The organism is Martelella sp. NC20 (assembly GCF_013459645.1).
GTDB lineage: Bacteria > Pseudomonadota > Alphaproteobacteria > Rhizobiales > Rhizobiaceae > Martelella.
Genome location: NZ_CP054861.1, coordinates 2,204,778 through 2,228,810, shown reverse-complemented (window position 1 = coordinate 2,228,810; position 24,033 = coordinate 2,204,778). Strand labels below are relative to the sequence as shown.

General features: G+C 61.1%; 24 protein-coding genes, 1 tRNA gene and 3 pseudogenes. 20 read left to right on the top strand and 8 right to left on the bottom strand.

All coding sequences use genetic code 11. The features are described 5' to 3' along the window. Positions 1–460: 460 nt before the first annotated feature. A complete protein-coding gene (locus HQ843_RS10695; protein WP_180898325.1) occupies positions 461–1,300 on the bottom strand; it encodes a M48 family metallopeptidase in 840 nt (279 codons plus the stop codon). A gap of 367 nt (positions 1,301–1,667) precedes the next feature. Between HQ843_RS10695 and HQ843_RS10690 the strand changes: the two are divergent. Next, a pseudogene (locus HQ843_RS10690) lies at positions 1,668–2,095 on the top strand (IS21 family transposase); the annotation flags it as partial. A 57-nt stretch (positions 2,096–2,152) separates the two neighbouring features. Here HQ843_RS10690 and HQ843_RS30015 read toward each other — a convergent pair. Further along, positions 2,153–2,437 (bottom strand): annotated as a pseudogene (locus HQ843_RS30015) (type IIL restriction-modification enzyme MmeI); the annotation flags it as partial. Between the two features lie 89 nt (positions 2,438–2,526). Then, positions 2,527–3,525, bottom strand: coding sequence for a restriction endonuclease (locus tag HQ843_RS10680; RefSeq protein WP_180898326.1), 999 nt, complete (start codon positions 3,523–3,525; stop codon positions 2,527–2,529). 209 nt (positions 3,526–3,734) lie between these two features. Here HQ843_RS10680 and HQ843_RS10675 point away from each other — a divergent pair, with 209 nt between their 5' ends. Next, complete coding sequence (locus tag HQ843_RS10675) at positions 3,735–4,232, top strand: hypothetical protein (RefSeq protein ID WP_180898327.1); 498 nt, start codon at positions 3,735–3,737, stop codon at positions 4,230–4,232. A gap of 8 nt (positions 4,233–4,240) precedes the next feature. Here the strand turns inward: HQ843_RS10675 and HQ843_RS10670 are convergent, their stop codons facing one another. Further along, positions 4,241–4,675 (bottom strand): hypothetical protein, encoded by a 435-nt coding sequence (locus HQ843_RS10670; protein ID WP_180898328.1) that lies wholly within the window; start codon positions 4,673–4,675, stop codon positions 4,241–4,243. Between the two features lie 154 nt (positions 4,676–4,829). On the opposite strand from HQ843_RS10670, the gene HQ843_RS10665 reads away from it, so the two are divergent. Next, the gene (locus HQ843_RS10665; protein WP_180898329.1) at positions 4,830–5,438 is read left to right on the top strand and encodes a recombinase family protein; all 609 of its coding nucleotides are present in this window, start codon (positions 4,830–4,832) and stop codon (positions 5,436–5,438) included. Then, positions 5,431–5,856 (top strand): hypothetical protein, encoded by a 426-nt coding sequence (locus HQ843_RS10660; RefSeq protein ID WP_180898330.1) that lies wholly within the window; start codon positions 5,431–5,433, stop codon positions 5,854–5,856. The genes HQ843_RS10665 and HQ843_RS10660 overlap by 8 nt, the downstream gene beginning before the upstream one ends. 176 nt (positions 5,857–6,032) lie before the next feature. On the opposite strand, the gene HQ843_RS10655 is transcribed toward HQ843_RS10660, so the two are convergent. From HQ843_RS10655 to HQ843_RS10645, 3 genes and pseudogenes are all read right to left on the bottom strand, one after another. Continuing rightward, positions 6,033–7,028, bottom strand: a complete 996-nt coding sequence (locus tag HQ843_RS10655; RefSeq protein WP_180898331.1) for a hypothetical protein — start codon at positions 7,026–7,028, stop codon at positions 6,033–6,035. Positions 7,029–7,435: 407 nt separating this feature from the next. Beyond that, a pseudogene (locus tag HQ843_RS10650) lies at positions 7,436–7,669 on the bottom strand (site-specific integrase); the annotation flags it as partial. Between the two features lie 417 nt (positions 7,670–8,086). Continuing rightward, positions 8,087–8,176: transfer RNA gene (locus HQ843_RS10645), tRNA-Ser, on the bottom strand. Between the two features lie 530 nt (positions 8,177–8,706). On the opposite strand from HQ843_RS10645, the gene rplU reads away from it, so the two are divergent. The 15 genes from rplU to HQ843_RS10570 all read left to right on the top strand — a co-directional run bounded on the left by rplU (position 8,707) and on the right by HQ843_RS10570 (position 21,617). Beyond that, positions 8,707–9,021 carry a 50S ribosomal protein L21 gene (gene rplU, locus HQ843_RS10640; RefSeq protein ID WP_180902242.1) on the top strand — a complete coding sequence of 105 codons (315 nt, stop codon included), beginning with the start codon at positions 8,707–8,709 and terminating at the stop codon, positions 9,019–9,021. A 39-nt stretch (positions 9,022–9,060) separates the two neighbouring features. Next, on the top strand, positions 9,061–9,333 hold the full coding sequence (gene rpmA, locus HQ843_RS10635; RefSeq protein WP_180898332.1) for a 50S ribosomal protein L27: 273 nt from the start codon (positions 9,061–9,063) through the stop codon (positions 9,331–9,333). A gap of 147 nt (positions 9,334–9,480) precedes the next feature. Continuing rightward, a complete protein-coding gene (locus HQ843_RS10630) occupies positions 9,481–10,119 on the top strand; it encodes a GNAT family N-acetyltransferase (RefSeq protein WP_180898333.1) in 639 nt (212 codons plus the stop codon). Continuing rightward, the gene (locus tag HQ843_RS10625) at positions 10,116–10,673 is read left to right on the top strand and encodes a GNAT family N-acetyltransferase (protein WP_180898334.1); all 558 of its coding nucleotides are present in this window, start codon (positions 10,116–10,118) and stop codon (positions 10,671–10,673) included. Before HQ843_RS10630 ends, HQ843_RS10625 begins: the two co-directional genes overlap by 4 nt. Before the next feature lie 413 nt (positions 10,674–11,086). Then, positions 11,087–11,629: a hypothetical protein gene (locus tag HQ843_RS10620; protein WP_180898335.1), complete on the top strand. Its 543-nt coding sequence runs from the start codon at positions 11,087–11,089 to the stop codon at positions 11,627–11,629. Between the two features lie 130 nt (positions 11,630–11,759). Next, positions 11,760–12,818 (top strand): GTPase ObgE, encoded by a 1,059-nt coding sequence (gene obgE, locus HQ843_RS10615; RefSeq protein WP_180898336.1) that lies wholly within the window; start codon positions 11,760–11,762, stop codon positions 12,816–12,818. 1 nt (position 12,819) lies between these two features. Further along, positions 12,820–13,965, top strand: coding sequence for a glutamate 5-kinase (gene proB / locus HQ843_RS10610; RefSeq protein WP_180898337.1), 1,146 nt, complete (start codon positions 12,820–12,822; stop codon positions 13,963–13,965). Then, on the top strand, positions 13,958–15,226 hold the full coding sequence (locus HQ843_RS10605; protein ID WP_180898338.1) for a glutamate-5-semialdehyde dehydrogenase: 1,269 nt from the start codon (positions 13,958–13,960) through the stop codon (positions 15,224–15,226). Before proB ends, HQ843_RS10605 begins: the two co-directional genes overlap by 8 nt. A gap of 34 nt (positions 15,227–15,260) precedes the next feature. Then, the gene (locus HQ843_RS10600) at positions 15,261–15,848 is read left to right on the top strand and encodes a nicotinate-nucleotide adenylyltransferase (RefSeq protein WP_180902243.1); all 588 of its coding nucleotides are present in this window, start codon (positions 15,261–15,263) and stop codon (positions 15,846–15,848) included. After that, positions 15,845–16,702: a hypothetical protein gene (locus HQ843_RS10595; protein ID WP_180898339.1), complete on the top strand. Its 858-nt coding sequence runs from the start codon at positions 15,845–15,847 to the stop codon at positions 16,700–16,702. Before HQ843_RS10600 ends, HQ843_RS10595 begins: the two co-directional genes overlap by 4 nt. A 124-nt stretch (positions 16,703–16,826) precedes the next feature. Beyond that, a complete protein-coding gene (gene rsfS, locus HQ843_RS10590) occupies positions 16,827–17,249 on the top strand; it encodes a ribosome silencing factor (RefSeq protein ID WP_180898340.1) in 423 nt (140 codons plus the stop codon). A gap of 76 nt (positions 17,250–17,325) precedes the next feature. Continuing rightward, positions 17,326–17,808, top strand: coding sequence for a 23S rRNA (pseudouridine(1915)-N(3))-methyltransferase RlmH (rlmH, locus tag HQ843_RS10585; RefSeq protein ID WP_180898341.1), 483 nt, complete (start codon positions 17,326–17,328; stop codon positions 17,806–17,808). 89 nt (positions 17,809–17,897) lie between these two features. Next, on the top strand, positions 17,898–19,274 hold the full coding sequence (locus tag HQ843_RS10580; protein ID WP_180898342.1) for a murein hydrolase activator EnvC family protein: 1,377 nt from the start codon (positions 17,898–17,900) through the stop codon (positions 19,272–19,274). After that, a complete protein-coding gene (locus tag HQ843_RS10575) occupies positions 19,264–20,643 on the top strand; it encodes a S41 family peptidase (protein ID WP_180898343.1) in 1,380 nt (459 codons plus the stop codon). The genes HQ843_RS10580 and HQ843_RS10575 overlap by 11 nt, the downstream gene beginning before the upstream one ends. Positions 20,644–20,865: 222 nt before the next feature. After that, positions 20,866–21,617, top strand: a protein-coding gene (locus HQ843_RS10570; RefSeq protein WP_180898344.1) for an IS5 family transposase whose coding sequence is annotated in 2 segments (ribosomal slippage) — positions 20,866–21,196 and positions 21,196–21,617 — 753 coding nt in all. Because the reading frame shifts where the segments join, the coding sequence is not laid out codon by codon here. A 535-nt stretch (positions 21,618–22,152) separates the two neighbouring features. Here HQ843_RS10570 and HQ843_RS10565 read toward each other — a convergent pair. Further along, complete coding sequence (locus HQ843_RS10565) at positions 22,153–22,548, bottom strand: DUF2794 domain-containing protein (protein WP_180898345.1); 396 nt, start codon at positions 22,546–22,548, stop codon at positions 22,153–22,155. Between the two features lie 249 nt (positions 22,549–22,797). Here HQ843_RS10565 and HQ843_RS10560 point away from each other — a divergent pair, with 249 nt between their 5' ends. Beyond that, on the top strand, positions 22,798–23,946 hold the full coding sequence (locus HQ843_RS10560) for a GNAT family N-acetyltransferase (protein ID WP_180903481.1): 1,149 nt from the start codon (positions 22,798–22,800) through the stop codon (positions 23,944–23,946). Positions 23,947–24,033 lie beyond the last annotated feature (87 nt).

Genomic DNA, 24,033 nt, shown 5'->3' with positions numbered 1-24,033 from the left:
TTTATGTTGGGGACCTGTGCAGTGGACTCTTACCTGCCACTTTGACGAAAGTCACTAACGCAAACTCGCGTCGACCGCAAGCCGTGTAGGTCATTTTTTCTGAACCGAAGATGAATTTAGGTAGTTTTGTAAAGCGATGTTTTTAAATATATAATCGCGCAATCTCAAGTTCCGAAACTGTGAAACACATTGAGGTGAGGCTGATTCTGGCAGCAGATTCAATCAGATGATTGAAGCTCATATGGCAGAAACATGACAAATATATGCCGATCAGGAAAGCTCGAACAGCTAGCGATTTTCAGTTGCGCATGATCATTTTCCACAAGTTATCCCCGTTCGTTAACTCGCCTTAAAGTTGCAATGGCTAGAAACGCCGAACCGCCAGGTACCCCCGCGTGGGCGGTACGCGTTATTGCGCCTGTTCGGCCGATCGGCCGACCGTCTAAAATTCAATGGAATATTAGCGTTTGCTTACGTCGAGACCACTGTCGGCGATGGCGGAACCGGTCATTTCGCCGGCCGGTTCCGTGGCTTCGGGCCGATAGTTTGCCGCCAGTTTCTCGGCCCGCTCTATACGATCGGAAGGTAGGGGATGGGAGCTATTGTAGGAACGCCTGGCACCCGGCGCCGCTTCTGTGGCCTGCATGGTTTTCAGGAAACGCACCAGGGCAGCGGGATCGTATCCGGCCTCAGCCAGCAGCAGGATGGCCATCGCGTCGGCTTCCAGTTCCTGTTGCCGGGACAAGGCGGCGACGCGGGCGCTGCCTTCGGCAAGAAGCGCGCGCACGCGGTCGCTGTCCGGCAGGGCGGCAGCGATATCCGCGCTGGAGATAGCCGCCTGCCGCCCCAAGCGAGACCGGGCCTCCGCATGACGGGACAGGATATGGGCCATTTCATGCGCGACGACGGCCGCGATCTCGCTGTCGTCGTCGGTCAGCGCGAGCAGCGCCCGCGTCAGATAGATATACTCGCCCGGCGCGATATAGGCATCAGGAATGGCCGAGTTCAGCACGAGGATGGTCACCGGCCTTGCGCCGGCAGCGGCGGATAGTCTTTTGCCGATTTCCGCCAGTTCCAGTGAAACTTCGGGGTTCTTGTACAGCCCGCCGGATTCCGCCACCAGGCGATGGCGAAAGGCGTCCGCGCTGCTTTGCTGCTGCGGTGCTGGTCCGGTCCCGCCGGCCTGACATCCGGCGAGACCGGACAAAACCACCAGGATGGTGATCCACCCGCCCGCGCGACATAGGAGAAGACCCGTGACGGGCCGGGACCGGTGCGGGATCTCATGTTTATTCTTCATTCCGATACGCGTTCTCCGCGAAAACACGTACTGTATTCGCGCAGGTCACGTTATGTATAGCGAAGTTTCAATCCGGTTTGTAACACAACGTGAACTTTTAAATTGCGGTTAGCGATTGACCGGAAGCCGGTTCTGAGGGCGTCTAAAGAAAGAGGCGGGTCCCGTGCCAGCCTGCGGCCTTGGCCAATCCCCCGACATCCGCGTGAGTGCGGCAAAATGGCGCGACACCGCCTGCCGGTGTCGCCTGAGATCGGCGGTGCAAAAGTCTGCCACGGAAGCGGCGGAATAGACCGACCGCGGGCGGAGTAAAATCCGGCCACCTCTGTTCCTCCTGCAATGAGCGCAGGAGGGACAGAGGATTTACACCGTGGGTCTTTATCTGAAGGTTCGTCTGGCCGTCTCGGAGGGGATGAGCCGACGTCAGGCAGCCAGGCATTTCAACATATCGCGCGACAGTGTTGCCAAGATGCTGACGTATTCGGTTCCGCCCAGCTATCAGCGCCGGTCACCTGTTCGGCGCCCGAAGCTGGACGCGTGTGTTTGACCGGCTTCGTGACGAGTGCGGGTTTACCGGCGGCTATACGATTATCAAGGACTATATCCGCGAGCGTGATCAGCGTCGCCAGGAGGTGTTCGCGCCGCTTTCTCATCCGCCCGGACATGCGCAGGCCGATTTCGGCGAGGCGATGGTTGTCATCGGCGGAGTGGAGCAGAAGGCCCATTTTTTCGTGTTGGATCTGTCGCACAGTGACGGTGGCTCATGTGCGGGCCTATCCGGCCGCCGTATCGGAGGCCTGCACGCCTTCCGCGCGGGGCGGAGGTGGCGATGCCGGGAAGCCGAGGAGCCTCATCCAGCTTCTTGTCGCCAGAAAGTCGGCTCTGCTTGGCCTCCAGGATGAAGCAATCGCGCTTGTAGAGATCGATCCGGCGCGATGAGAACGATCCATCACGCGCGGTCTCCCTGACCACGCGCTCGAAGACATAATCATTGGTCTCGTGCGCCGCCGAAGCGGGATCGGCATGCGGCAGTTCAAGCAGGTCGCAGAGCTCCGTCAGGAACAGCGCATAATTGGCCCGCTCCTGCCCGCCCTCCTGATTCTGCCAGCGCGCGATGAATGATTCTACGTTCGATTGCATGATATCCGGACGTCCCCTTGAGAGGCGAATTTAACCCGCTTGCAGCGACGTGCAAGCAGACATTGGTCTGGATCAGGATTTCCGGGCGCTCACGACCAGGCAGGAACGAATATCCGGCGAAGGGGCACGCGTTGCTGGGTTTCGAGGTCAAGCTTTTCGTATTGCTCCAGCAGCGTGCGCACCAACTCGTCCATATCCATCAGCGATAGCGGGATATTGGCCCGCTCGGCCTCATAGCGCGCCTCTCGCGTAAAACCGCCGGTGCTGACATAGAGCCCCTTGTCCTGCGGGTGACGGCCGCCGAGGAAGCTGCGGATTTCCGGCGCGCCCATCGCGCCCTTTCGGTGCTTGACCTCGACCACGATGCGCGGAGCTTCGAAGCCGAAGCCATCGGGCGAGGCGATGATATCCTTGCCGCGATCCGGACCTGCTTCAGAAACACGCGTCTTGTAGCCGAGCGATCGCAGAAGGCCGGCGACAAGCTCCTGCATGTCGTCCCAACTCAGCGCGCTCACCTTGTCCTTGATGAACTCGTGGGCGCGGTTCGCCATGGATTCGAAGACGTCCTCCTCGACGGCCTCTTCAACCGCCGCCGAAGCGAGCGCTTTGGTCGGCTCCCCGGTCGTCATCGCTTTCCGCATCTCCGCGACAACCTTATCGGCGATCAGAAAGAGCGTAGAGATCGAGCCGAGACTGTTTCGGCTCTCGACCGAGAGAAGGTCACGGCTGACCTCACCCTGCCAGCGAACCGGCCGAACATGAGGATAATCGTTGCCGATAAGTGCATCGAAGCGGTAGTCCCCGCCAACTTCTCCCATGAGATACATCCGCCGCGACGGGTCATAGGTCACGACCGTATCGCCGATGCTGATTTCAGTTGAGAACCGGAGCAGTATCCCCGCGACCATCGCGACGCCCTGGGGCTTCATCTCGCTCCAGCAACGCGCCACTTCTTCAGCGATTGCCTTGCGGTTTTTGAACGTCTGCAGGTTCCCGAGTTCGGCCCAGCCGATGGCGACAACTTCCTTTTCCTTGAACGCGTCGAACAAGACCCCACGTTCAGCGCGCACCATCCACGATTTTGTCATGCCCCACCTGCCCTTTCAGGCGAACATCCCGCATGGAATGGCCGAGCGCAAGTCCAAAGAGCATATCTAGACGAAAGCGTTACCATTGACTCACAGAAGCTCGCTGGCTGGCGCGGTCGTGCAGAATGTTGCAATACAGCAACCGCTATGCCAGACGCGCCAGTGACTCTCCTGCGCGATTTGGTGCGAACTATTCATCGGATTCCGGAATGGCGAAAAAGCAGGTGCGTGGCAGCGCTTATTATGAGGAACGCCTGAAGCGCGAATTTCCGGCGATCTACAGCGATTTCAAGGCTGGCAAATATCGCACGGTCACCGAAGCGTCCGTCGCTGCCGGCATCAAGCAGAAAAGGACGCGGCTTCACGAATTGAAGAATGCCTGGACCAAGGCTGACGGCGTAGAAAGACGCGCATTCTTGGACTGGTTGATCGCTGAAGGCGCGCTAACGAGACGCGCCACCCCGACGAAGAGGGTGCATAGCGGCCCCACCCTGGCCTCCAGCGACCGATATCTCACCGCATCAGCCATTAAGCGGATCAACGAAATCATGGCGAAGCGGCATCTCAAAATGGGCGACGTGATGTCCGAGATGGGCTTTTTAAAGCTAAACGCCTCCTTGGGCATGGCTCTTCAGCGCAACACACAGCTACAACCCGACTTGTTGGCCAAGCTCGAAAAGTGGCTGGTGGCAAACAGCTCCGCCTGAAGCCCGCGTCACTCATAGTCGCCCCTGGCCACTGACTGTTTCAGAGCGTCCAGTTCGGAAGTGTAGAGACGTTTCAACCGCTCGATCCGTTCGCCATCTTCAGGATAGCAGACGGAACCGGTGTAGTGGGCTGATTTTTCATATTCGTCGTCGATCAATGCCAGGACCGCTTCCATGTCGATGTTGGGCACGGAGATAAGCGCTTCGGCAATATGCACGCCGTTCAGCGAGTCGACGAAGACCCCGCAATTTTCTGAGAGCACCCTGAGATCGCCGGCAAAACCAGCCATCCTCTTCACGTCATTGTTGAGTTTATCGTTGGCAAAGGCCGGCGCTGCCAGGCAAAGGCTGAAGACGATTGGCAATAGTGATTTCATGAGATCAGTTCCGATGAGCGAGAGCGCACAAAAGGGAACCGTTTTGCGATCAAGGTCGCGCTTCAATCACCGCCTCGCTAACCTGTTGAATTTCTTCAATCGGTTTTCTCGGCTCACAGATAATCCATGAGTGCCCAAAAAGGTTCCTATAAATCAATCCCTTACCGGGTAAAATCGGCAAGGCACAACTAGTTTTCCGCAGATGGTCCTGAGGGTGGCGATGAGCGATTTCGGATATGCACGGGTCAGCACGACAGAGCAAAATCTCGATTTGCAGCGGACGGCCCTGGCAACGGCCGGATGCCGAACGGTATTCACCGACCAGGGTGTTTCCGGCGCTGATTTTGCTCGACCGGGACTGACCAGGTTGCTGAAGAAGCTGCAACCCGGCGACCGCCTGACCGTGTGGCGGCTGGATCGTCTCGGACGTTCGCTGTTCGAACTGATCCGGCTCGTGCGCGAGCTGGATGAGCGCGGCGTCGAATTCCGATCCCTCAGCGAGAGCATCGATACCAGCACGTCTGGCGGGCGGCTGCTCTTCCACCTGCTTGCCTCTATGGCTGAGTTCGAGCGGTCACTGGTGAGCGAGCGCACGAAGGCAGGGATGGACGCCGCCCGCGCCAGAGGCAGCCGCATCGGCAGAAGGCCCGCGCTGAGCACTGAACAGCTGAGAGAGGCCCGAGCAGCAGTTGCGGCCAACCGAACCATCACCGAGGTGGCGGGTGAATACCAGGTCCATCCTCGCACGCTCTCTCGATTACTGAGGCAGCCCACAGCCGGAACAGAGAGCCCCGCCCTTAGGTCAGGACGGGACACCACTAGTGGCTAAGCTCGCAAAGGTGCTATTCAGCCCCAACCGCGTGCTGGTGCCCAACGCCGCTCTTGCTGCCCTCGTTGAGCAACTTCCCAACCCAGCGACCGCTCAATGGCGGCAAAAGCTCATCCTCGACGGCGAACTTGAGCTGAAGAAGCCGGGCGACGTCTCCATAGCTTCTCTCTCCTCGCAACCATACCCGATGCTCTGGTTCGCAGAGAACGCGGAAATCCGCGCGATAAGCATGGCACGGAAATGGCTCCGGGTCATCGATCAGCTCCACGCAGAGGTCCCGAAGTGTCAGCCGGGAGCCATCACGGACGTAGCCGTCCCGGCTTTCTTTCGTATCCACGTAATAACCGAAACGGTTGCGGAAACTCCTCCGGAGGTCAACCTTGTTCATCATATGTATTCCAATTCCAGTAGGTGTTGAATTTCGTTGGGCCGGAGAGGTATCTCTATCTCCCGCAGCACCTGCTTTTTCTTCGAACACCGGGACACTGAATCCATTCTTGATGTAAGACGTCTCTATCTGTTTATATATTTTAAGAAGAAGAGAGCACTTAGTAGCGTCTTACACGTCCCGGTGAATCGAGAGACACGGACGGGTCAGAAAAGGGCCATCGCGGCCGCCTTCTTCTTGTTGTCGCGGAACCGAGCGACATAGGCACGCGAGCGCTTCCGGTCCAACTCCAGAATAGGAGAAGCCGAGCCTGCGGTTTTGACCGTCTGATCGATCGCCAACTGCGAGAAGCTCTGGCACTTGGCGAGAAGCGGACAATCACAGCAGGGCGCTTCGGACGGAGTAATTGTCTCTGCGATGCCGAAACAGCTCGGGAGGAGATCCGCACGTTCGAGAGATTTTCGCTCAGCTTCCGGCCAACCACCATCGTCAAACAATGACTTCGCCCTCTCGGCATAGTCGTCTCGCTCGTCTTCCGGAGCTGTCCGCAAAACAGCGTCCAGCTCAAGGTGCCGTTTGGCGTAGACGAATTCCGCGATCTGATCGTCGAGCCGACGATGACTGTGCTTCACCTCTTCAAGCATGATTTCCCGGAAACGCCGCTGGGCAGGAAGCCCGATGTCATTCTCAAGTCGATAGTGCGGCATGTTGCCGATACGGCGCATATGGAGAGGAAGTTGGTCTTCGACCACGTCATCAAATACGGCTGTCCAGGCTTTTGCGTTGCTCGGCGAAGGATGAAGCTGATGAGGCAGCATGTTCCAGCGGCGCTTGCGGCGCGAGGAGAAGTCGAAGCTGAAGTTCACGAGCAGATCATAGGGCACAAAGAGCGCGTCGGTCTGCTGCCTGGCATGCCAGAGCGCCGTAAACCACTTCTCTCTCGTCCGGGGCAATCCGTCACGGGTGCCGGTCACCATATGGGCGACGTCGGCGTCCTGATGTCTTCTGACGTGGTTGCGCAGATTCTGGGTATAAATTTCTCTGAACAGCAGGGTCAGTTCCAGAGGCGACGTGAACCGGTAGTCGAACCAGCGGCTCATCATAAGCCGGCTCTCGTTCTTCCAGTCCTTTGGATGCAGCACCGTTCGCATCCGGATGATATCAATCAAGCGCTTTGCGAGCTTTTTCTTGTCGCTAGACACAACTTCTCCTTCCGGCGGAAACCTCCGCCAGTTTGGTTGGGGTCAAGGTGCGTAATTTCTTACAGATTGCCCTATAGCGGTCTGAAGACTGAGATGCAGACGATTGTGAGCAGATTCCCGATTTGAGAGATGCGGCCTGCTCCAGGTTGCTTGTTGGCTGGTTCCGAGGCTACCTTTGAGCTTCGCTTCAGCGCCCCCAAGGAACGAGCCAGCGAGCGCCTGTGTCGATTTCTTGATATGGGAGGATTGAAGCTGCGTCTCTTGCCGGGACTGGAGGCATCCCCATCAGCACTCTTGAAAATCTCTAGGACTTCGCACACCGCCGAAGCCGTCGGAGCGCCACTCGTCGTAGATCAATCTATTCGAAGAAGGAGGAGACCCGGCTCCGGCCTGGAGACAGCAGAAGGACCGCGCTTGGTCGGAGACACTTCATTCTGATAGCGTTCAAGCAGATTGCCGAGTGTTGTCACCTCAAGAAGACGCGTATCGGGCGCGGCACCGAACTTGTCGACCTGAGCTTCCAGATCGCGCGCCCACTTCTCGGCGTCTGTCTTGCTGTCGAAGGATTTGCAGCGCGGCTTCAATCCACGACGGCGCACCTGTGCCTGCCAGCGCCCTCTGAGCTTGCGTATCGTCGCCATCGTGATCTCCGGGTTGTTTACCTGGGATCACGCGTAGGATGCCGGTGGTGGGGAGCCAAGGATTATCCCGGCGCGACTAGTCTTTGCATGTCGGCCGGGTCCAACCATGCGGATGGCAATATGTTGGCGCAATAAATCCGCAGATGGCAACGCGCATATAGAAGGGCGAGACCAGAGAGCTTAGATTTGCCCTCATCAGCCTCAACTAAGTGTCTGTCCAAGAATGGCAGGCGGGGATTCCCAAAACCGTGAAACGGCTCAAGCAATTCAAAATCCTGATGTCGTTCGCAGATGATGATCCGTAAGAGGAAGTGCCGGTAGCGTGGCCCTCGATCATTTGCCGACGCGCCGCGAACAGTTGCGCGAGTTATGCTGATCGCCGACGCTCAATTAAGTTATTGTTTAAAAAGAAAAATCTGGCGGAGAGGGAGGGATTCGAACCCTCGATACGGTTGCCCGTATGCCGCATTTCGAGTGCGGTGCATTCGACCACTCTGCCACCTCTCCATAAAGTGCCGTGGTCTGCGTTGGAACGCGCGGTGTCTATTAGCGGGCAAAGCCGGGTCTTGCAAGAGTAAAGATAACGGTTTTTTGGCCGACCGACCGCCCCGCGGACGGCCAGCCGTGACATGGAAAGCGCCGCACCCGGGGTCGACGGCCCGAAGTAATCGCGCGCGGGTACAATTCCCAAACAGAACGCTGGCCCCAAAACAGAACACCGGCCCCAAACAGAACGTCGGTCTCAAACAGAACGTCGGTCTCAAACAGAACGCGGACGAATGCGAAATTGCAGCGGCGAAAACACCTTGTTTGCGCCCTGGTTTATTGACTTCCGCACCGCCCTCGCGTATGCACGCTCCCGGACGCGTGTGTCCTCTTGACGCACGCATTTGCGCGGGCGTGTCCCGCGCTTCACTGGCAGACCGGGTTTTGAAAAGATTTTCTCTTTGAAATCCATGCTTTAACCAGACTGACAAAAAGACGGTCGCGCGCTTTTCGAGCGGGCAGAACCGGGCGAGAACATGAAAGGTCAAAATATGTTCGCAGTCATCAAGACCGGCGGTAAACAGTACCGCGTCAACGCCGAGGATGTGATCACCATCGAAAAGCTCGATGGCGATGCCGGCGCGAAGATTGAATTTGCTGAAGTGCTGATGGTCGGCGAAGGCGCTGACGCCACGATCGGCGCACCCTTCGTCAAGGGCGCCATGGTCAAGGCGGAAGTGGTCGAGCAGACCCGCGGCAGGAAGGTCATCGCCTTCAAGAAGCGTCGTCGCCAGAACTCCAAGCGTACGCGCGGCCATCGCCAGCATCACACGGTCGTCAAGATCACCGACATCGTCGCCGGTTGATCGACAGAGCAGATTTCGAAGGTTTAAAGGAGAACTCCAATGGCACACAAAAAAGCTGGCGGTTCCTCGCGCAACGGTCGCGATTCTGAATCCAAGCGCCTTGGCGTGAAGAAGTTCGGTGGCGAGAACGTCATTCCGGGCAACATCATCATTCGCCAGCGCGGCACCAAGTGGCATCCCGGCGACAATGTCGGCATGGGCAAGGACCACACCATTTTTGCGAAAATCGAAGGCAATGTGACATACCGCGCGCGCGCCAATGGCCGCATGTATGTGTCCGTGGCCCCGAAACACGCAGAAGCAGCGGAATAAAGCCGGTACCGCTCAAAAATCAGCCGGCGTCACATCGACCCGGCCATAAATTTCAGGTCACCGAACCTGGGTTTTGAAAAAGGAAGGGAAGATGGGACGCCACCATCTTCCCTTCTTTCGTTTTCAACCCAGGAAAGGACCTGAGACATGCAAAGGGATCTGCAAAGGGAGAGCCAATCCCGGCTTTCCAGAGAACGGCTGAGGCCGGATAGCCAAAGGCGGGATTGCCCCGTTCTTCTCTCGCAAAGGCTCGTTTTGAGAGCCCCGCACGAAGATGACATCGACGCCATTGCCCATCTCGCCAACAACGAAAAAATCGCGACCATGGTGTCGCGCATGCCGCATCCCTACACTGCAACAGATGCCGCCATTTTCGTGGAGCGAACAAAAGACGGCGCGATCGGCAATTGCGTCTATGCCATCACCAAAGCGGACAACGGCGAATTCCTCGGTTGCTGCGGCATCGAGAACACGCCGGATGACGAGCGGCTGGTGGAAATCGGCTACTGGATGGGCGAACCCTACTGGGGCAAGGGCTATACCACCGAAGCCGTTCAGGTTCTGATCGACATGATCTTCCGCACCCGGGGCGAGGTCGACCATATCGACGCCCGCTGCCGGGTCGTCAACGAGCGTTCGCGGCGGGTGCTGCACAAATGCGGCTTCCAGTTTCAGGGGCCCGGCATGGTGCAGTCGCTTGCGATCGGCGGCACGGTTTCGGTCGAATGGTATCGTCTCGACCGGCGCAACTGGATGTCGCTGAAGAGCTGGGGAGGCCAGCGATGAGCGCGGTGGCCGAGGCGCTCGGCCCCTGCCCCGTCGTTGAAACCCCGCGGCTGAGACTGCGGCCGGTTGGCCCGGCCGATGCCGAACAGGTCTCGGCCCTGCTTGCCGACCCCGGCATTGCCCGGATGCTTACCCGCGTGCCCTTCCCCTATACACTGGAAGACGCGCAGGAGTGGCTCGCCCATGCAGGCGGCGAAGACCGCTGGCCGGCGGCGATCACCCAGCCCGCCGACGGCGTTCCGATCGGGCTGGTCTCGATCGAGCGGCGCCAGGGCGGTCATCATCTCGGCTACTGGTTGAGCCGCTACTACTGGAACCGCGGCTTCATGAGCGAGGCGGTGTCGGGTCTGGCGGAGCGGTTTTTCGACCGCTCCGGCGGCGCAACGCTCCATTCCGGCGCGTTCACCGACAACCCGGCCTCGCTGAAGGTGCTGCAACGGCTGGGCTTTCAGGTCACGGGCCTGCGCGAAACCTGGTCGGTCAGCCGGGGCCGAATGGCACAGGAAGTCACGACGGCGCTGACGCCGGCGCTGTTCAGGCCGTACCGGTTCTGATCGAGGCCGGGCCGTTCATACGGCCCGGCCATCACCACACCATTTTCCTCCCCACACCGCGCTCGTCTTATCCTCATTGCCGTTGTTCAACCTGAAAGGACACCGGCATGGCCATGCGATATGCAAGACCGGCACTCCGAAACCACCGCGCCTACCGGCAAGCCTTCGAGCAGTACCTTCGCTACGGAACGCCGATCCGGCTTGAGGAAAAAGCGGACGAGCACCCATCCATGCATTATATCTGGCGCACGCAGAATGATCATTGCGGATTATAGATGTGGTTTCGGTCATATGGGCATTTCAGCAGTTTTCACGCAGCGAAGACCTTGCCAACGCATCACCTGAGCTTCCCTTCGGTACAGCCTATGATATAGTCGACACATGGAGCGCAACCTTCAGCGCGAAGGTCTACCTTGACGTGGAAAAGAGCAGATTCACCGAAGAATAAAACTGGCACTTCAGGCCTGTTCAAAGTGCTGATGAAATCCTCGGCCAAGTTGATCATGTATACGCTTGCGATAGTCGCATTTGTTATATGCTTGGGCAGCTACTTGTTGCGCTCGACATGCATCGTGTTACCCAACGGCTACATGATAGGGTATGCTTCGATCATACCGTTATACCGAAGGTTTTTCTTCGAGAACGCCATCTGGAACGCTGAAGCGGACCTTGTGGCCAGAACAAGCTACATGGCTCACTTCGAGCGCCACGCCTCGGATCCTGACCTCGTGGTCATGCTTTATCCGGGCGGCCGAGCCACCATGGATGGCAGGGTCATGATGCCCCTGATCTATGACCAGAGCTTCGACGGCAGATGGAATGACGAACGGCACCCTTTGGGGGCCAGCATCGCTTCCATCGGCCTGGAGCTCGTCTACGAAAGACTTGAGCGTGACCGCCGGTTCGAACACCGCTACTGCCATCCGCCGTTCATAAGCTTTCATCCGGTGGATTGACGGCGCTGCAACTTCGGCCTCGACACGAACAGCAACAGGCTTTTTCACGATAATCTTTGACCTTCGCCCGCGCGGCCTATATCGATGCGGCAGTTTCCCAAAATGCGCAAAAGCTTGAAGTGACGAACAGATGAAATTTCTCGACGAGGCAAAGGTCATTATCCGCTCCGGTGACGGTGGTGCCGGCTCGGTGTCGTTTCACCGCGAAAAATTCATCGAGTTCGGCGGTCCGGACGGCGGTGACGGCGGGCGCGGCGGCGATGTCTGGATCGAGGCCGTCAACGGCCTCAACACGCTGATCGATTTCCGCTTCCAGCAGCATTTCAAGGGCGCCACCGGCGGCCACGGCATGGGCCGCAACCGCACCGGCGCCAAGGGCGAAAGCGTCACCCTCAAAGTTCCGGTCGGGACCCAGGTGTTCGAGGATGACAAAGAGACGCTGATCTGCGACCTGACCCAGGAAGGCGAGCGCTACCGGCTGGCCGCCGGCGGCAATGGCGGTTTCGGCAATGCCCATTTCAAATCCGCCACCAACCAGGCCCCGCGCTGGGCCAATCCCGGCCTGGAGGGCGAGGAAAAGTCGATCTGGCTGCGGTTGAAGCTGATTGCCGATGCCGGGCTCGTCGGCCTGCCCAATGCCGGCAAGTCGACCTTTCTGGCGACCGTTACCCGGGCGCGACCGAAGATCGCCAATTATCCCTTCACCACGCTCCACCCCAATCTCGGCGTTGCCAGCATTGACGGGCGCGAGTTCATCCTTGCCGACATTCCCGGCCTGATCGAGGGCGCGCATGAGGGCATTGGCATTGGTGACCGGTTCCTCGGCCATGTCGAGCGCACCCGCGTGCTGCTGCATCTGGTCTCGAGCCTCGAGGAAGACGTCGCCGGCGCCTACACCACCGTGCGCAAGGAACTTGCGGCCTATGACGCGGCACTCGGCGAGAAGCAGGAAATCGTGGCGCTGTCGCAGGTCGACATCCTCGACCCCGAGACCCTGAAGGAAAAGAAGGCGGCGCTTGAAAAGGCCAGCGGCGGGCCCGTCCACGCGATTTCCGCCGTTGCCCAGACCGGCATGACCGAGGTTCAGCGCGAGCTTGCCGCCATCATCCGCGCCGAGGAGGCCCGCCTCGGCATCACCGCGCCCGATCCCGTCGAGGACAAGGGCCGCCACGACAGGTGGGAGCCGTAGGATGAGCGGGCGTTCGCTTGCCCATTATCGCCGCATCGTCATCAAGATCGGCTCGGCGCTGCTGGTGGATGGCCGGACAGGCCTGAAGCGCGGCTGGCTCGAAAATCTCTCCGCCGATATCGCGGGGCTCCGGGCCGCCGGCGTCGAGGTTCTGGTGGTCTCCTCCGGCGCGGTCGCGCTCGGACGCACCGTGCTCGGCACGCCTTCCGGCGCGCTCAAGCTGGAGGAGGCGCAGGCCGCCGCCGCCGTCGGCCAGATCGGCCTTGCCGGCGCCTGGACCGCGAGCCTGAAGGCGCATGACATCATCGCCGGGCAGATCCTGCTGACGCTTCAGAATACCGAGGAGCGCCGGCAATATCTCAACGCCCGCGCAACGCTCCGGCAATTGCTGAAACTCGGCGCCGTGCCGATCATCAACGAGAACGACACGATCGCCACCTCCGAGATCCGCTACGGCGACAATGACCGGCTGGCGGCTCGCGTGGCGACCATGATCGGCGCCGACCTGCTGGTGCTGCTGTCTGATATCGACGGGCTCTACACCGCGCCGCCGCATCTTGATCCCGATGCCCGCTTCCTTCCGGAAGTCGAGGTCATCACCCGGGAGCTCGAGGCGATGGCCGGGGGCGCCGCATCCGAACTGTCGCGCGGGGGTATGCGCACCAAGATCGAGGCGGGCAAGATCGCGACCGCCTCCGGCTGCGCCATGATCATCGCGTCGGGCAAGATCGACCACCCGCTGAAGGCGATCGCCGAGGGCGCGCGCCACTCGATGTTCCATGCCTCGCGCGCGCCCGTCAGCGCCCGCAAGACCTGGATCGCCGGCCAGCTTCTGCCCGCAGGCACGATCCATATCGATGACGGCGCGGTCGCGGCGCTGAAGCGCGGCAACAGCCTGCTTGCCGCCGGCGTCACCGCGGTTGACGGGCATTTCTCGCGCGGCGACACTGTCGCCATCGTCAATGCCACGGGCGGCGAGATCGCCCGCGGGCTCTCCGGCTATGACAGCGACGAGGCCCGGATGATCGCAGGACAGAAGAGCGCCGGCATCGAGGCGATCCTGGGCTATCCCGCCCGCGCCGCGATGGTGCATCGCGACGACCTCGTGATGTCGGCTACAAAACGGGAAGGATCGGCCCATGCCTGATCAGGATGTCAAAACCGTGATGGACGATCTCGGCCGCCGCGCCCGCAAGGCTGCTGGCAGCCTCGCTATTGCCCCGACGGCAACCAAGAACGCGGCGCTTGCCGCCATGGCGGATGCAATCGAGGAAAACAGCGCCGGGATTCTCGCCGCCAATGCCGAGGATGTCGCCCGCGCGAAGGAAAACGGCGTGACCGGCTCGTTCATCGACCGGCTGGAACTGAACGAGGACCGGATCAGGGCGATGGCCGACGGCATCCGCGCGATCGCCGGTCTCGGCGATCCGGTCGGCGACGTCATCGCCGCCTGGGAGCGGCCCAACGGGCTGAAAATCGAGCGGGTGCGCACGCCGCTCGGCGTCATCGGCGTGATCTATGAAAGCCGTCCGAATGTGACGGCCGATGCCGGCGCTTTGTGCCTGAAGGCCGGCAATGCCGTGATCCTGCGCGGCGGCTCGGATTCGGCAAAATCGGCGGCGGAGATCCATGCGGCACTCGTCTCCGGCCTTCTGAAAACCGGCCTGCCGGAAGACGCGATCCAGATCGTGCCGACTACAGACCGCGCCGCCGTCGGCGAAATGCTGGCAGGGCTTTCCGGCAATATCGACGTGATCGTGCCGCGCGGCGGCAAGAGCCTCGTCGCGCGCGTGCAATCGGAAGCGCGGGTGCCGGTCTTTGCCCATCTGGAAGGGCTTTGCCATATCTATGTCGACAAATCCGCCGACCTCGACATGGCGCGCGCGATCGTCGTCAACGCCAAGATGCGCCGCACCGGCATTTGCGGGGCCGCCGAGACGCTGCTGATCGACCGCGCCAGCGCCGACCGCTTCGCCGCGCCGCTGATCGAAGCGCTGGAGGCGAAAGGCTGCCTGGTGCGCGTCGATCACGACATGATCGATTATGCGAGAGGCCGCGAGGAGGCGAGCGAGGCCGACTGGACGACCGAATATCTCGACGCCATCATCGCGGTGAAGCTGGTCGACGGGATTTCCGGCGCGATCGCGCATATAGGAAAATATTCCTCTCACCACACCGAAGCGGTGATCGCCGAGGATCCGGACGTCGTCGCCCGCTTCTTCAACGAGATCGATTCCGCGATCCTGCTGCACAATGCCTCGACCCAGTTCGCCGATGGCGGCGAATTCGGCATGGGCGCCGAGATCGGCATTGCCACCGGCAAGATGCATGCCCGCGGGCCGGTCGGCGTCGAGCAGCTTACCTCGTTCAAATATCTGGTGCGCGGCAGCGGCCAGACCCGGGACTGAGGGCTTGGGCGGGCTCGCACGCCGCCATCTCGTCATGCCCGCGACAGCGCCGGGCATGAAGATCGGGCTGTTCGGCGGTTCGTTCAACCCGCCGCATGACGGACACGTGCTGGTGGCGAACCTCGCGATCCAGCGGCTCGGCCTCGACCAGCTCTGGTGGCTCGTCACCCCCGGCAATCCGCTGAAGAGCGGCGACGGTCTCGCGCCGCTCGCCGAGCGGCTGGCGCTTTGCGAAGCCATGGCGCGCGATCCGCGCATCCGGGTGAGCGCGCTCGAAAAGACCATTGGAACGGCCTTTACCGCCCGCACCATCCGCCACATCGTCCGCCGCCGCCCGGGCGTCGATTTCGTCTGGATCATGGGCGCCGACAATCTCGGCAGCTTCCACCGCTGGCAGGAATGGCGGCGGATTGCCGCGACCGTGCCGATCGCCGTGATCGACCGCCCCGGCGCGACGCTGACCTACCTCTCCTCCAAGGCGGCGCGCGCGCTCGACAAGGCCCGCATTCCCGAACGCGCGGCAAAAGCGCTGCCGCAGATGAAGCCGCCGGCCTGGACCTTCATCCACGGTCCGCGTTCCGCCGTCTCCTCGACCGCGCTCCGACAGGAGATCGACCGATGAAACTCGAAATCGTCGCCGACATCACCGATCCCGGCAAGCCCGGCGGAGCAAGCGACGACCGTTATGGCTGGAGCGAAAACGCGGTATTCGTCATCGACGGCGCGACCGGCATCGGCGACAGGGAGGTGATGGCGGAAGGCGATGCCGCGTGGCTTGCGGCCCATGCGGCGCGGATGTTTGCCGCGGCCGATGGCCGGCCCGTGGCCGAGACCGTCGCCGCCATCAACGCATCGGCGCGCGACCTCTATCGCGCCGCCGCGAAAACAGATGACCTGCCGCGCCACATGTGGCCCGCCGCCGCCTTCCAGATGCTGAGGATCGAGGCGGGCCGCCTGATCAGCTACGGGCTCGGCGATTGCCGGCTGTTTCTTCAGGACGGAGCCGGCACACTGTTTGCGACCACCGCGCTGAAGGGTAATCGCGACAAGGAAATCGCCGCCGCCCGCGCCCATCTCCAGCGCATCGGCGGCTTCCGGGGTGCCGCCGATATCGCCGGCGATGCCGAGACCATGGCGATGCTGCGCGCCGGCCGCGCGCGCCACAACACGCCGGATGGACAGGTGTTCACGCTCGGCCTGGTGCCGGAGGCCGCAAACCATATCGTCAGGGAAGACTGTGGTTTGAAAGCGCCCGTTCGCGGCCTGCTGTGCTCGGATGGTTTTGCCGCCCTTTGCGACAATTACGACGCCTGCTCGCCCGCCGGCCTGATCGACAGCGCCTTTCGCGACGGGCTCCGGCCGCTGGTCGAGGAATTGCGGCGGATCGAGCGGATCGACGACCCCGAGGGCGAGAAATTCCCGCGCTACAAGGTCAGCGATGATGCAGCGGCGGTCGCCTTCCGGATCAGCCCCTGATCACTGGTATGCGCGCCTGCCTGCAATTTTGCAGCGGAAAACCCTTGCAACGGGCAGGCTTTGGCATCACCTTTATGGATAGCGGCCCGCCGGAGTGACGAGTCGCAATTCGTGCTTGGTCCGGATGAAAGGAAGAACCCTGACAACATTGCACGCGAAGGGCGCGGCTCCCGCGCCACAGAGCAGAGGAAGCGGCGCCTATGCCGCCGATGAGGCTCTCGCCACCGTCCTCGCCAGCCTTGAGGATTCGAAGGCCGAAGATATCGTCACCATCGACATCAGAGGGAAATCGGCACTCGGCGACCACATGGTGGTTGCTTCCGGGCGCTCGAACCGTCACGTCATGGCGATCTGCGACCATCTGGTCAAGGACATCAAACACTCTGGGGCAGCCACCCCCAAGGTCGAGGGCCAGGAGACCGGAGACTGGGTGCTGATCGATACCGGCGATGTGATCGTCCATGTATTCCGGCCGGAAGTCCGCGAATTCTACAATATCGAGAAGATGTGGTCGGCGCCTGAAATGAACGAGACACGCCTGCACTAGCACTTGTTGCTGTGAGCGGCGTGACATGCCCGAACGGACCGCGCGGTGCGGTTGTTGCGGGCCGAGAGATGATGAGATGCAGATTGGCATTTTCGCGGTCGGCCGCCTGAAGACCGGCCCGGAGAAGGAGCTTGTCGCGCGCTATCTCGACCGGTTGAAGAAAACCGGCAAGGCGCAGGGGCTCGATTTTTCCAGGGTCGCCGAGGTCAATGAAAGCCGCGCCGGCAACGCCGCCACCCGCAAGCGCGAGGAGGCAGCCGCCCTTGAAAACGCGATCTCGACTGATACCGTGCTGGTGCTGCTCGATGAAACTGGAAAATCCCTCGACAGCGTCGGCTTTGCCGCCGAGATCGAAAAATACCGCGATGCCGGCAAGCGCGAGATGATATTCGCGATCGGCGGCGCCGACGGGCTTGATCCGGCACTTGCCGCCCGCGCCGACCTTTCGATCAATTTCGGCGCCATGACATGGCCGCACCAGATCGTGCGGATACTGCTCGCCGAGCAGCTTTACCGCGCCGTCACCCTGCTTTCGGGCCATCCCTACCATCGCGCCTGAACAATCAAACTTTTGTGTGTTCTTGTGGCGTTGTTATTCCGTTAACCTCTCCGCGATCTAAATCCCCTTTTCCTCGCGCGGAAACGGAAATGGCAGTGACCACGGCCCGACCAATGCGGATAATCCTCGCCTGCGGCATTGCCGTCTGGGCCGCCTGGGCGATTGCCGCGTCCGCCGCGGCGGAGGAGCCGACCGCCGGCTCCACCGGGCTCGTCGACAAGCTGGCGACCGAGCGCTCGAACAAGGAGATCGAGCTCGACCGGATCGAAAGCTCGATCGCGCTTTCCAACGACAAGATCACGGCGCTTACGGCCGAGATCGACGCCCTTGCCGGCGATACCGCGAGCCTGAAGGAAGCGCTGGTGGCATCGGCCGAGCGGCGACGGCGGCTGGAGGAGCAGATCGGCGCAGCCGAAACCCGGCTCTCCGAGCTCTCCGATGAGGAAGACCGGCTGAAGACCTCGCTCAACGCCGAGCGCGATGTGCTCGCCGATGTGCTCGCAGCACTCCAGCGCATGGGCCGCGACCCGCCGCCTGCGCTTCTGGTCGCCCCCGGCGACGCGCTAGATTCCGTCAGAAGCGCCATTCTGCTGAACGGTGTCGTTCCGGAGATGCGGGCCCGGATGGAAACCGTGCTGGCCGATCTGAAATCGCTGCAGGCGGTCAAGGCCGAGCAGCAGCAGGCGCGCGACGGGCTTGCCGGCGACCTCGACAGCCTTGCCGAGGAAAGCCGGCGCATGGACCTCCTGATCGCCGAAAACGAAAAGGCCGGCGAGACCAACGCGGAAGCGCTCGAAGCGGAACGCCGGCAGGCAGAGATGCTTGCAGCGCGTGCGACCGACCTCAACGGCCTGATCGCCAGCCTCGAAACCGAGATGACTTCCGCCCGCAACGCCGCCCTTCTGGCGCGGCAGGAAGCCGAAAAACGCCGGCAGATGACCGAGGCGCAGCAGATCGAGGCGCGCCAGCGCGCGCTGTCCTCAACGCCCGATAAAAACCGCATTGCGCCGGCATATCCATTCTCTGACCTGAAAGGCCGTCTGATCCTGCCGGTTTCAGGCGAAATTCTGCGCCGATACGGCGATCCGGATGGCACGGGACACCGGGCGACCGGAATGACCATCGCCGCGCGGCCGGGCGCGCTCGTCAGCGCCCCTGCCGACGCAACGGTGGTTTACGCCGGGCGTTTCAGAAGTTACGGAGAGATGGTCATCCTCAATGTCGGCGACGGCTACCATATCGTCATGACCGGCATGGATGATCTCAAGGTTCGCCAGGGCGATTTCATATTCTCCGGCGAGCCGCTGGCCGAGATGGGCACCAGACGGATCGCGAGCGCTGCGACAATGGCGCTGGAAACGGACAGGCCGACGCTCTACATTGAGTTCCGACACAATGGAAAGCCGGTCGATTCTCAACCCTGGTGGGTGGACAATACTGATGGAAAGGCACGCAATGATACGTAGGGCAACGCTTCTGCTGGCAGGCGCCGTGATCGGCGCTTCGGCGACCGGCATACTGGTTTCAGCCGATATTCCGGCACGCGCGGCCGGCGACGATTCAACCTACCGCGAGATGTCGCTGTTCGGCGATGTTTTCGAGCGGGTGCGCAGCCAGTATGTCTCGCCGCCGGACGAACAGCAGATGATCCAGGATGCGATCAACGGCATGCTGAGCGGGCTGGACCCGCATTCGAGCTATATGACGGCCGAGGAATCCGAGGAGATGCGCGACCAGTCGAAGGGCGAATTCGGCGGGCTCGGCATCGAGGTGACGATGGAGGATGACGTCGTCAAGGTCGTCGCCCCCATCGACGATACGCCCGCTTCCAATGCCGGGGTTCTCTCCGGCGACAAGATCGTGGAGATCGATGGCGAAAGCGTGCGCGGCATGTCGCTCAACGATGCGGTCGACCGCATGCGCGGCGAGGTCGGCGAGCCGATCGACGTCACCATCATCCGTGACGGCGTGACCAAGCCGATCGAGATGACGATCGTACGCGGCGTGATCCCGGTTCAGTCGGTCAAATGGCGTGTTGAAAACGACGATATCGGCTATATCCGCCTGACCACCTTCATGAACGAGAAGCTCGACGACAGCCTGCTGGAGGCCATAGCCGAGATCAAGAAGGAAGTGCCGGAAGACAAGCTCAAGGGCTACATTCTCGACCTTCGCCTCAACCCGGGCGGTTTCCTGAACCAGGCCGTGTCCGTCGCCGACACCTTCCTCGATGAGGGCGAGGTGGTTTCCACCCGCGGCCGCAATGCCAGCGAAACCCGCCGCTTCGATGCCGGTCCGGGCGATGTCACCGACGGCAAGCCGCTGGTCGTGCTCGTCAACGGCGGCTCGGCATCGGCGTCCGAAATCGTCGCCGGCGCGCTGCAGGACCTGAAGCGGGCGACGCTGGTCGGCACCCGCACCTTCGGCAAGGGCTCGGTCCAGACCATCGTACCGCTCGGCGGCGAAGGCTCGCTCCGGCTGACGACGGCGCTCTACTACACCCCGTCCGGCACCTCGATCCAGGGCACCGGCATCAGCCCCGACATCATCGTCGAACAGGTGTTGCCGGAGGACCTCGAAGGCCTGATCCGCCCTGAAGGCGAATCCGCGCTTCGCGGTCATATCCAGGGCGACAAGGAAACCGAAGAGGGCTCCGGCTCGGTTGCCTATGTACCGCGCGAAACCGAGGACGATGTGCAGCTGAAATACGCGATCGACCTTCTGGAAGGCAAGATCACCAACGCGGCCTTCCCGGCCGATCCGGAAAAGGCGGTCAAGGAGCTGCAGGCCGCCAAGACACCGGAGCCCGAGAAGGCAATGGAAGACGCCCACTGAGGACGTCGCCGGAGAAATATAACGTCAGGCAGGGTTCTGCCTGACGTTGTCAAATACGTCGCTCAACATTAGAGCGTCGGGCGAAAAAGTGGAATCCGGTTTTTCGTTAACCCGACGCGCAAAAATAGAGAATCTAGAGCGTCGGGCGATGCCAACTAATCGCCCGACGCTCTAGGGTCTGTGGGGATTCACAAATCAGCGCGAATGTGATTCACGCTTTGGATGGATCGTTTTGTACTGACAGATGCCCAATGGGCGAAGATAGAGCCGCATTGTCTGGGGAAGCCTCTGGATCCCGGTCGCAGCGGAAGAAACAACCGGCTGTTCATTGAGGCTGTGCTTTGGATTGTGCGCACGGGCAGCCCATGGCGTGACCTGCCCGCTGCGTTTGGCAACTGGAGCACGGCATTCCGCCGGTTTCGCGACTGGCGTGAAGCCGACATTTTCAAACGCATATTCGATGCCCTCTCTGATGAACCGGACATGGAATACGCCATGGTGGATGCCACCATCGTCAAGGTCCACCGACACGGTCAGGGCGCAAAAGGGGGACTCAGAGCCAGGCCATTGGTCGCTCAAAAGGTGGGATGACAACCAAAATCCTGGCACTGACCGATGCTTTAGGCAATCTGGTCCGGTTCGAATTGCTGCCGGGCCATCGCTTCGACACGGTCGGCGTCGCGCCGCTCATCGATGGCATCGAGTTCGGTGCGCTACTCGCCGACAAGGCTTTCGATAGCAACAACATTGTAGCCGATCTCAACGAGCGCGGCGCGAAAATAGTAATCTCGCAACATCCGCGTCGATCAGTGCCTCTCCAAATCGACACTGAGATTTACAAATGGCGACACCTGATCGAAAACTTCTTCTGCAAACTCAAAGAGTTCAAGCGCATCGCTATGAGAGCCTGTAAAACGGACCAGAGCTTTGAGGCCATGATCTATCTGGCAGCGGCTGTGATCAACTCACGATGAATCCCCACAGACCCTAGTTCGCGCATGAAGGGGCCGAAACCCGTCCCAGCCCGACATGTCGACAAACCTCACGCGTGAGCGCGGCAACGCCTACCTCTCCGCCGTCACCCCGGCCTTGAGCCGGGGTCCAGGGCGAAGAACGAGACAACGCCGTGATTGCTTGCTGTCTGCTGACAAAGCCTGCCTCCCTCTCCGCCGTCATGCTCGGGCCTGTCCCGAGCATCTAAGCACGCATCTACTCGACAGGCGTCTCGGACGAAAAGTCAGTTCAAATACAATCCCTTACGGGCCTTACGAAACGCCAACGCCGCTCGTGCGGGACCGTGGTTAGATCCTCGGCACAAGGCCGAGGATGACGTCCGTAAAAAGGATAGCTTTGTCAGCAGTCTGGGTCATTGAGAATGACTGTTGGTATTAAATCCTCGGGACAAGCCCAAGGATGACGCCCGTAAAAGGGGGCTGGTTTGTCAACAAACTGGGCCTTTCGTTCGCTCTCCCGCCGAAGACGCTGCGCTCGCGGCCCGGCGCGACGGAACTACTTCTCGACCAGCTTGAGGTTACGGTCGAACACCTTCAGCACCTGCTTCAGATCATGCCCGCGCTTGAGCACCATACCGGCGGTGTTGGTGACCGAGAAGGCGCCCTGTCTGGCGGCGAGTTTCGGGTTTTTCTCGATCCGGTAGAGCGGCAGTTCGCCGGCGCGCTTGAATACCGAGAACACCGCCCTGTCCTTCATGTGGTCCAGCGCATAATCGCGCCATTCACCCTCGCCGACCATGCGGCCGTAGATCCAGAGGATTGCATCCAGCTCGCGCCGGTGGAAGGTGACCGGCAGGGGCTCGGCCTTCCGGCCGGAGCGATATTGGGTCAGGTCCACCACATTGGCGTTGACAGCGGCCCGGCCGCGTTGCGTTTCCGGCTTCTCAGCCATGGCGTCTCCGCTTCGCAAACATGACACTTGCAAGACAGTCTGCCCGTATCGGCCAAAATTGCAAGGCCGGTTTCGGCCACCCCGGCCAACGCCCCGCAGCCAACGCTTTGTTAACTGAAACCGGTTATCCCTTGTTAAGTGTGTTTGTAAGAGTTCAGTATCCATGCGTTCAGGTCCCCCAGAGCTGCCCGTCTTGCCGGACATGCCGCGCGCATTGCGCGGTGGCGCCCGGGCAAAGAGGGCGCGGCCATGAGCATCATTCGCAAGGACCTCGGCCAGCGTCCGCCCGCCCGCCTCAAATCCAAACTCTCCGTCGTACAGCCCGGCAAGGCGGTACCCGATATCCGCCTCGAGGTCAGAAGCGGCGGCGAATTCTCGCTTTACTCGCAAGCGCCCGACCATATGGAAACGGCGATGGAGCGGCTGGCGGATACCGCGATCGAGAACAATATCTTCCAGACCCCGGCTTTCCTGCTGCCGGCGCTCGGCGAGCGCCACTCGCTGCTGCGGGTGGCGCTGATGGAAGATGGCGCAAGCGATGACAGCCTTACCGCGCTGATGACCTTTTCGGTGCGCGGCAATGGCTCGCATCTTCTGGCCCACGCGATCGGCGATATCGGCTATCATGCGCCGCTTGTGTCGCGCCATCGGCCGATGGCAACGCTCGATCAGCTTTTCGAGGCGCTGGCCGGCGCGCTCGTCAACCTGCCGGGCATTGCCGTGTTTCCACACCTGCTCGCCGATGGCGCGTTCATGCGCTTTGCCCGCGCGGTGGCCGCCGCCCGGGGTCTCGCCTTCCGCGTCACCCATGCCCGCCGCAGGCGCGCGCTGTCGGGGCCGATCGATCCCAACCCCGCGCTGACATCCGCCGAGCGCGAAGCCTGGCAGGCCAATCTTTCAAAGTGGGAAGCGCTGAAGGCGCGCGGCAGGATCGGCTATCATGTCGCCCGCAATCCGTCCGAAACGGCGTTGATGCTGGAAGAGCTCGCAGCGCTTGCGACCACGGTCGCCGAAGACCGGTCCCGGTTTTCAGCGCTGCTGCCAACGGCGAGGAAGCTTACCCGCAACGACCAGCTCAGGATCCATGCGCTCTATCTCGACGGCGAGATGATTGCGGCAGCGATCCAGCCCGTTACCGGCGGCGAGGCCTGGATCTGGCAGGTGTTCGTGCGGCCAGACATGGAAAAGGAAGCGGTCGACGAGCAGTTGATCATGCGTCTGACGGAATGGAACACCCGCGACGCCAATATCGCGGTTACCCGCGCCGCTCCCGGCGTCGGACCGTATCTCGCCGAACGCTTCTGGCCGGTCGAGGAAGGCTATGCCACGCTGATGGTGGCGATCCGCCCCGGCATGGAACGCGCCATCGACGCGCTGGCCCGCGACCGCCGCGACTGAGACTTTCAGAGCATTTCGCAGTCAGGTGGAATCACCTGACGTCCGCGAAAATGCGTCAAAAATGGATAGAGCATTTCCGGTGATCCC

Bases quoted from the DNA above. Each gene is read 5' to 3' on its own strand.
- rplU (WP_180902242.1), top strand. From the start codon at position 8,707: ATGTTCGCAGTCATCAAGACCGGCGGTAAACAGTACCGCGTCAACGCC.
- obgE (WP_180898336.1), top strand. From the start codon at position 11,760: ATGAAATTTCTCGACGAGGCAAAGGTCATTATCCGCTCCGGTGACGGT.
- HQ843_RS10580 (WP_180898342.1), top strand. From the start codon at position 17,898: ATGGCAGTGACCACGGCCCGACCAATGCGGATAATCCTCGCCTGCGGC.
- HQ843_RS10565 (WP_180898345.1), bottom strand. From the start codon at position 22,548: ATGGCTGAGAAGCCGGAAACGCAACGCGGCCGGGCCGCTGTCAACGCC.
- HQ843_RS10625 (WP_180898334.1), top strand. From the start codon at position 10,116: ATGAGCGCGGTGGCCGAGGCGCTCGGCCCCTGCCCCGTCGTTGAAACC.
- rsfS (WP_180898340.1), top strand. From the start codon at position 16,827: ATGAAAGGAAGAACCCTGACAACATTGCACGCGAAGGGCGCGGCTCCC.
- rlmH (WP_180898341.1), top strand. From the start codon at position 17,326: ATGCAGATTGGCATTTTCGCGGTCGGCCGCCTGAAGACCGGCCCGGAG.
- HQ843_RS10675 (WP_180898327.1), top strand. From the start codon at position 3,735: ATGGCGAAAAAGCAGGTGCGTGGCAGCGCTTATTATGAGGAACGCCTG.
- HQ843_RS10560 (WP_180903481.1), top strand. From the start codon at position 22,798: ATGAGCATCATTCGCAAGGACCTCGGCCAGCGTCCGCCCGCCCGCCTC.
- HQ843_RS10595 (WP_180898339.1), top strand. From the start codon at position 15,845: ATGAAACTCGAAATCGTCGCCGACATCACCGATCCCGGCAAGCCCGGC.
- proB (WP_180898337.1), top strand. From the start codon at position 12,820: ATGAGCGGGCGTTCGCTTGCCCATTATCGCCGCATCGTCATCAAGATC.
- rpmA (WP_180898332.1), top strand. From the start codon at position 9,061: ATGGCACACAAAAAAGCTGGCGGTTCCTCGCGCAACGGTCGCGATTCT.
- HQ843_RS10630 (WP_180898333.1), top strand. From the start codon at position 9,481: ATGCAAAGGGATCTGCAAAGGGAGAGCCAATCCCGGCTTTCCAGAGAA.
- HQ843_RS10605 (WP_180898338.1), top strand. From the start codon at position 13,958: ATGCCTGATCAGGATGTCAAAACCGTGATGGACGATCTCGGCCGCCGC.
- HQ843_RS10680 (WP_180898326.1), bottom strand. From the start codon at position 3,525: ATGACAAAATCGTGGATGGTGCGCGCTGAACGTGGGGTCTTGTTCGAC.
- HQ843_RS10665 (WP_180898329.1), top strand. From the start codon at position 4,830: ATGAGCGATTTCGGATATGCACGGGTCAGCACGACAGAGCAAAATCTC.
- HQ843_RS10575 (WP_180898343.1), top strand. From the start codon at position 19,264: ATGATACGTAGGGCAACGCTTCTGCTGGCAGGCGCCGTGATCGGCGCT.
- HQ843_RS10600 (WP_180902243.1), top strand. From the start codon at position 15,261: ATGCCCGCGACAGCGCCGGGCATGAAGATCGGGCTGTTCGGCGGTTCG.
- HQ843_RS10695 (WP_180898325.1), bottom strand. From the start codon at position 1,300: ATGAAGAATAAACATGAGATCCCGCACCGGTCCCGGCCCGTCACGGGT.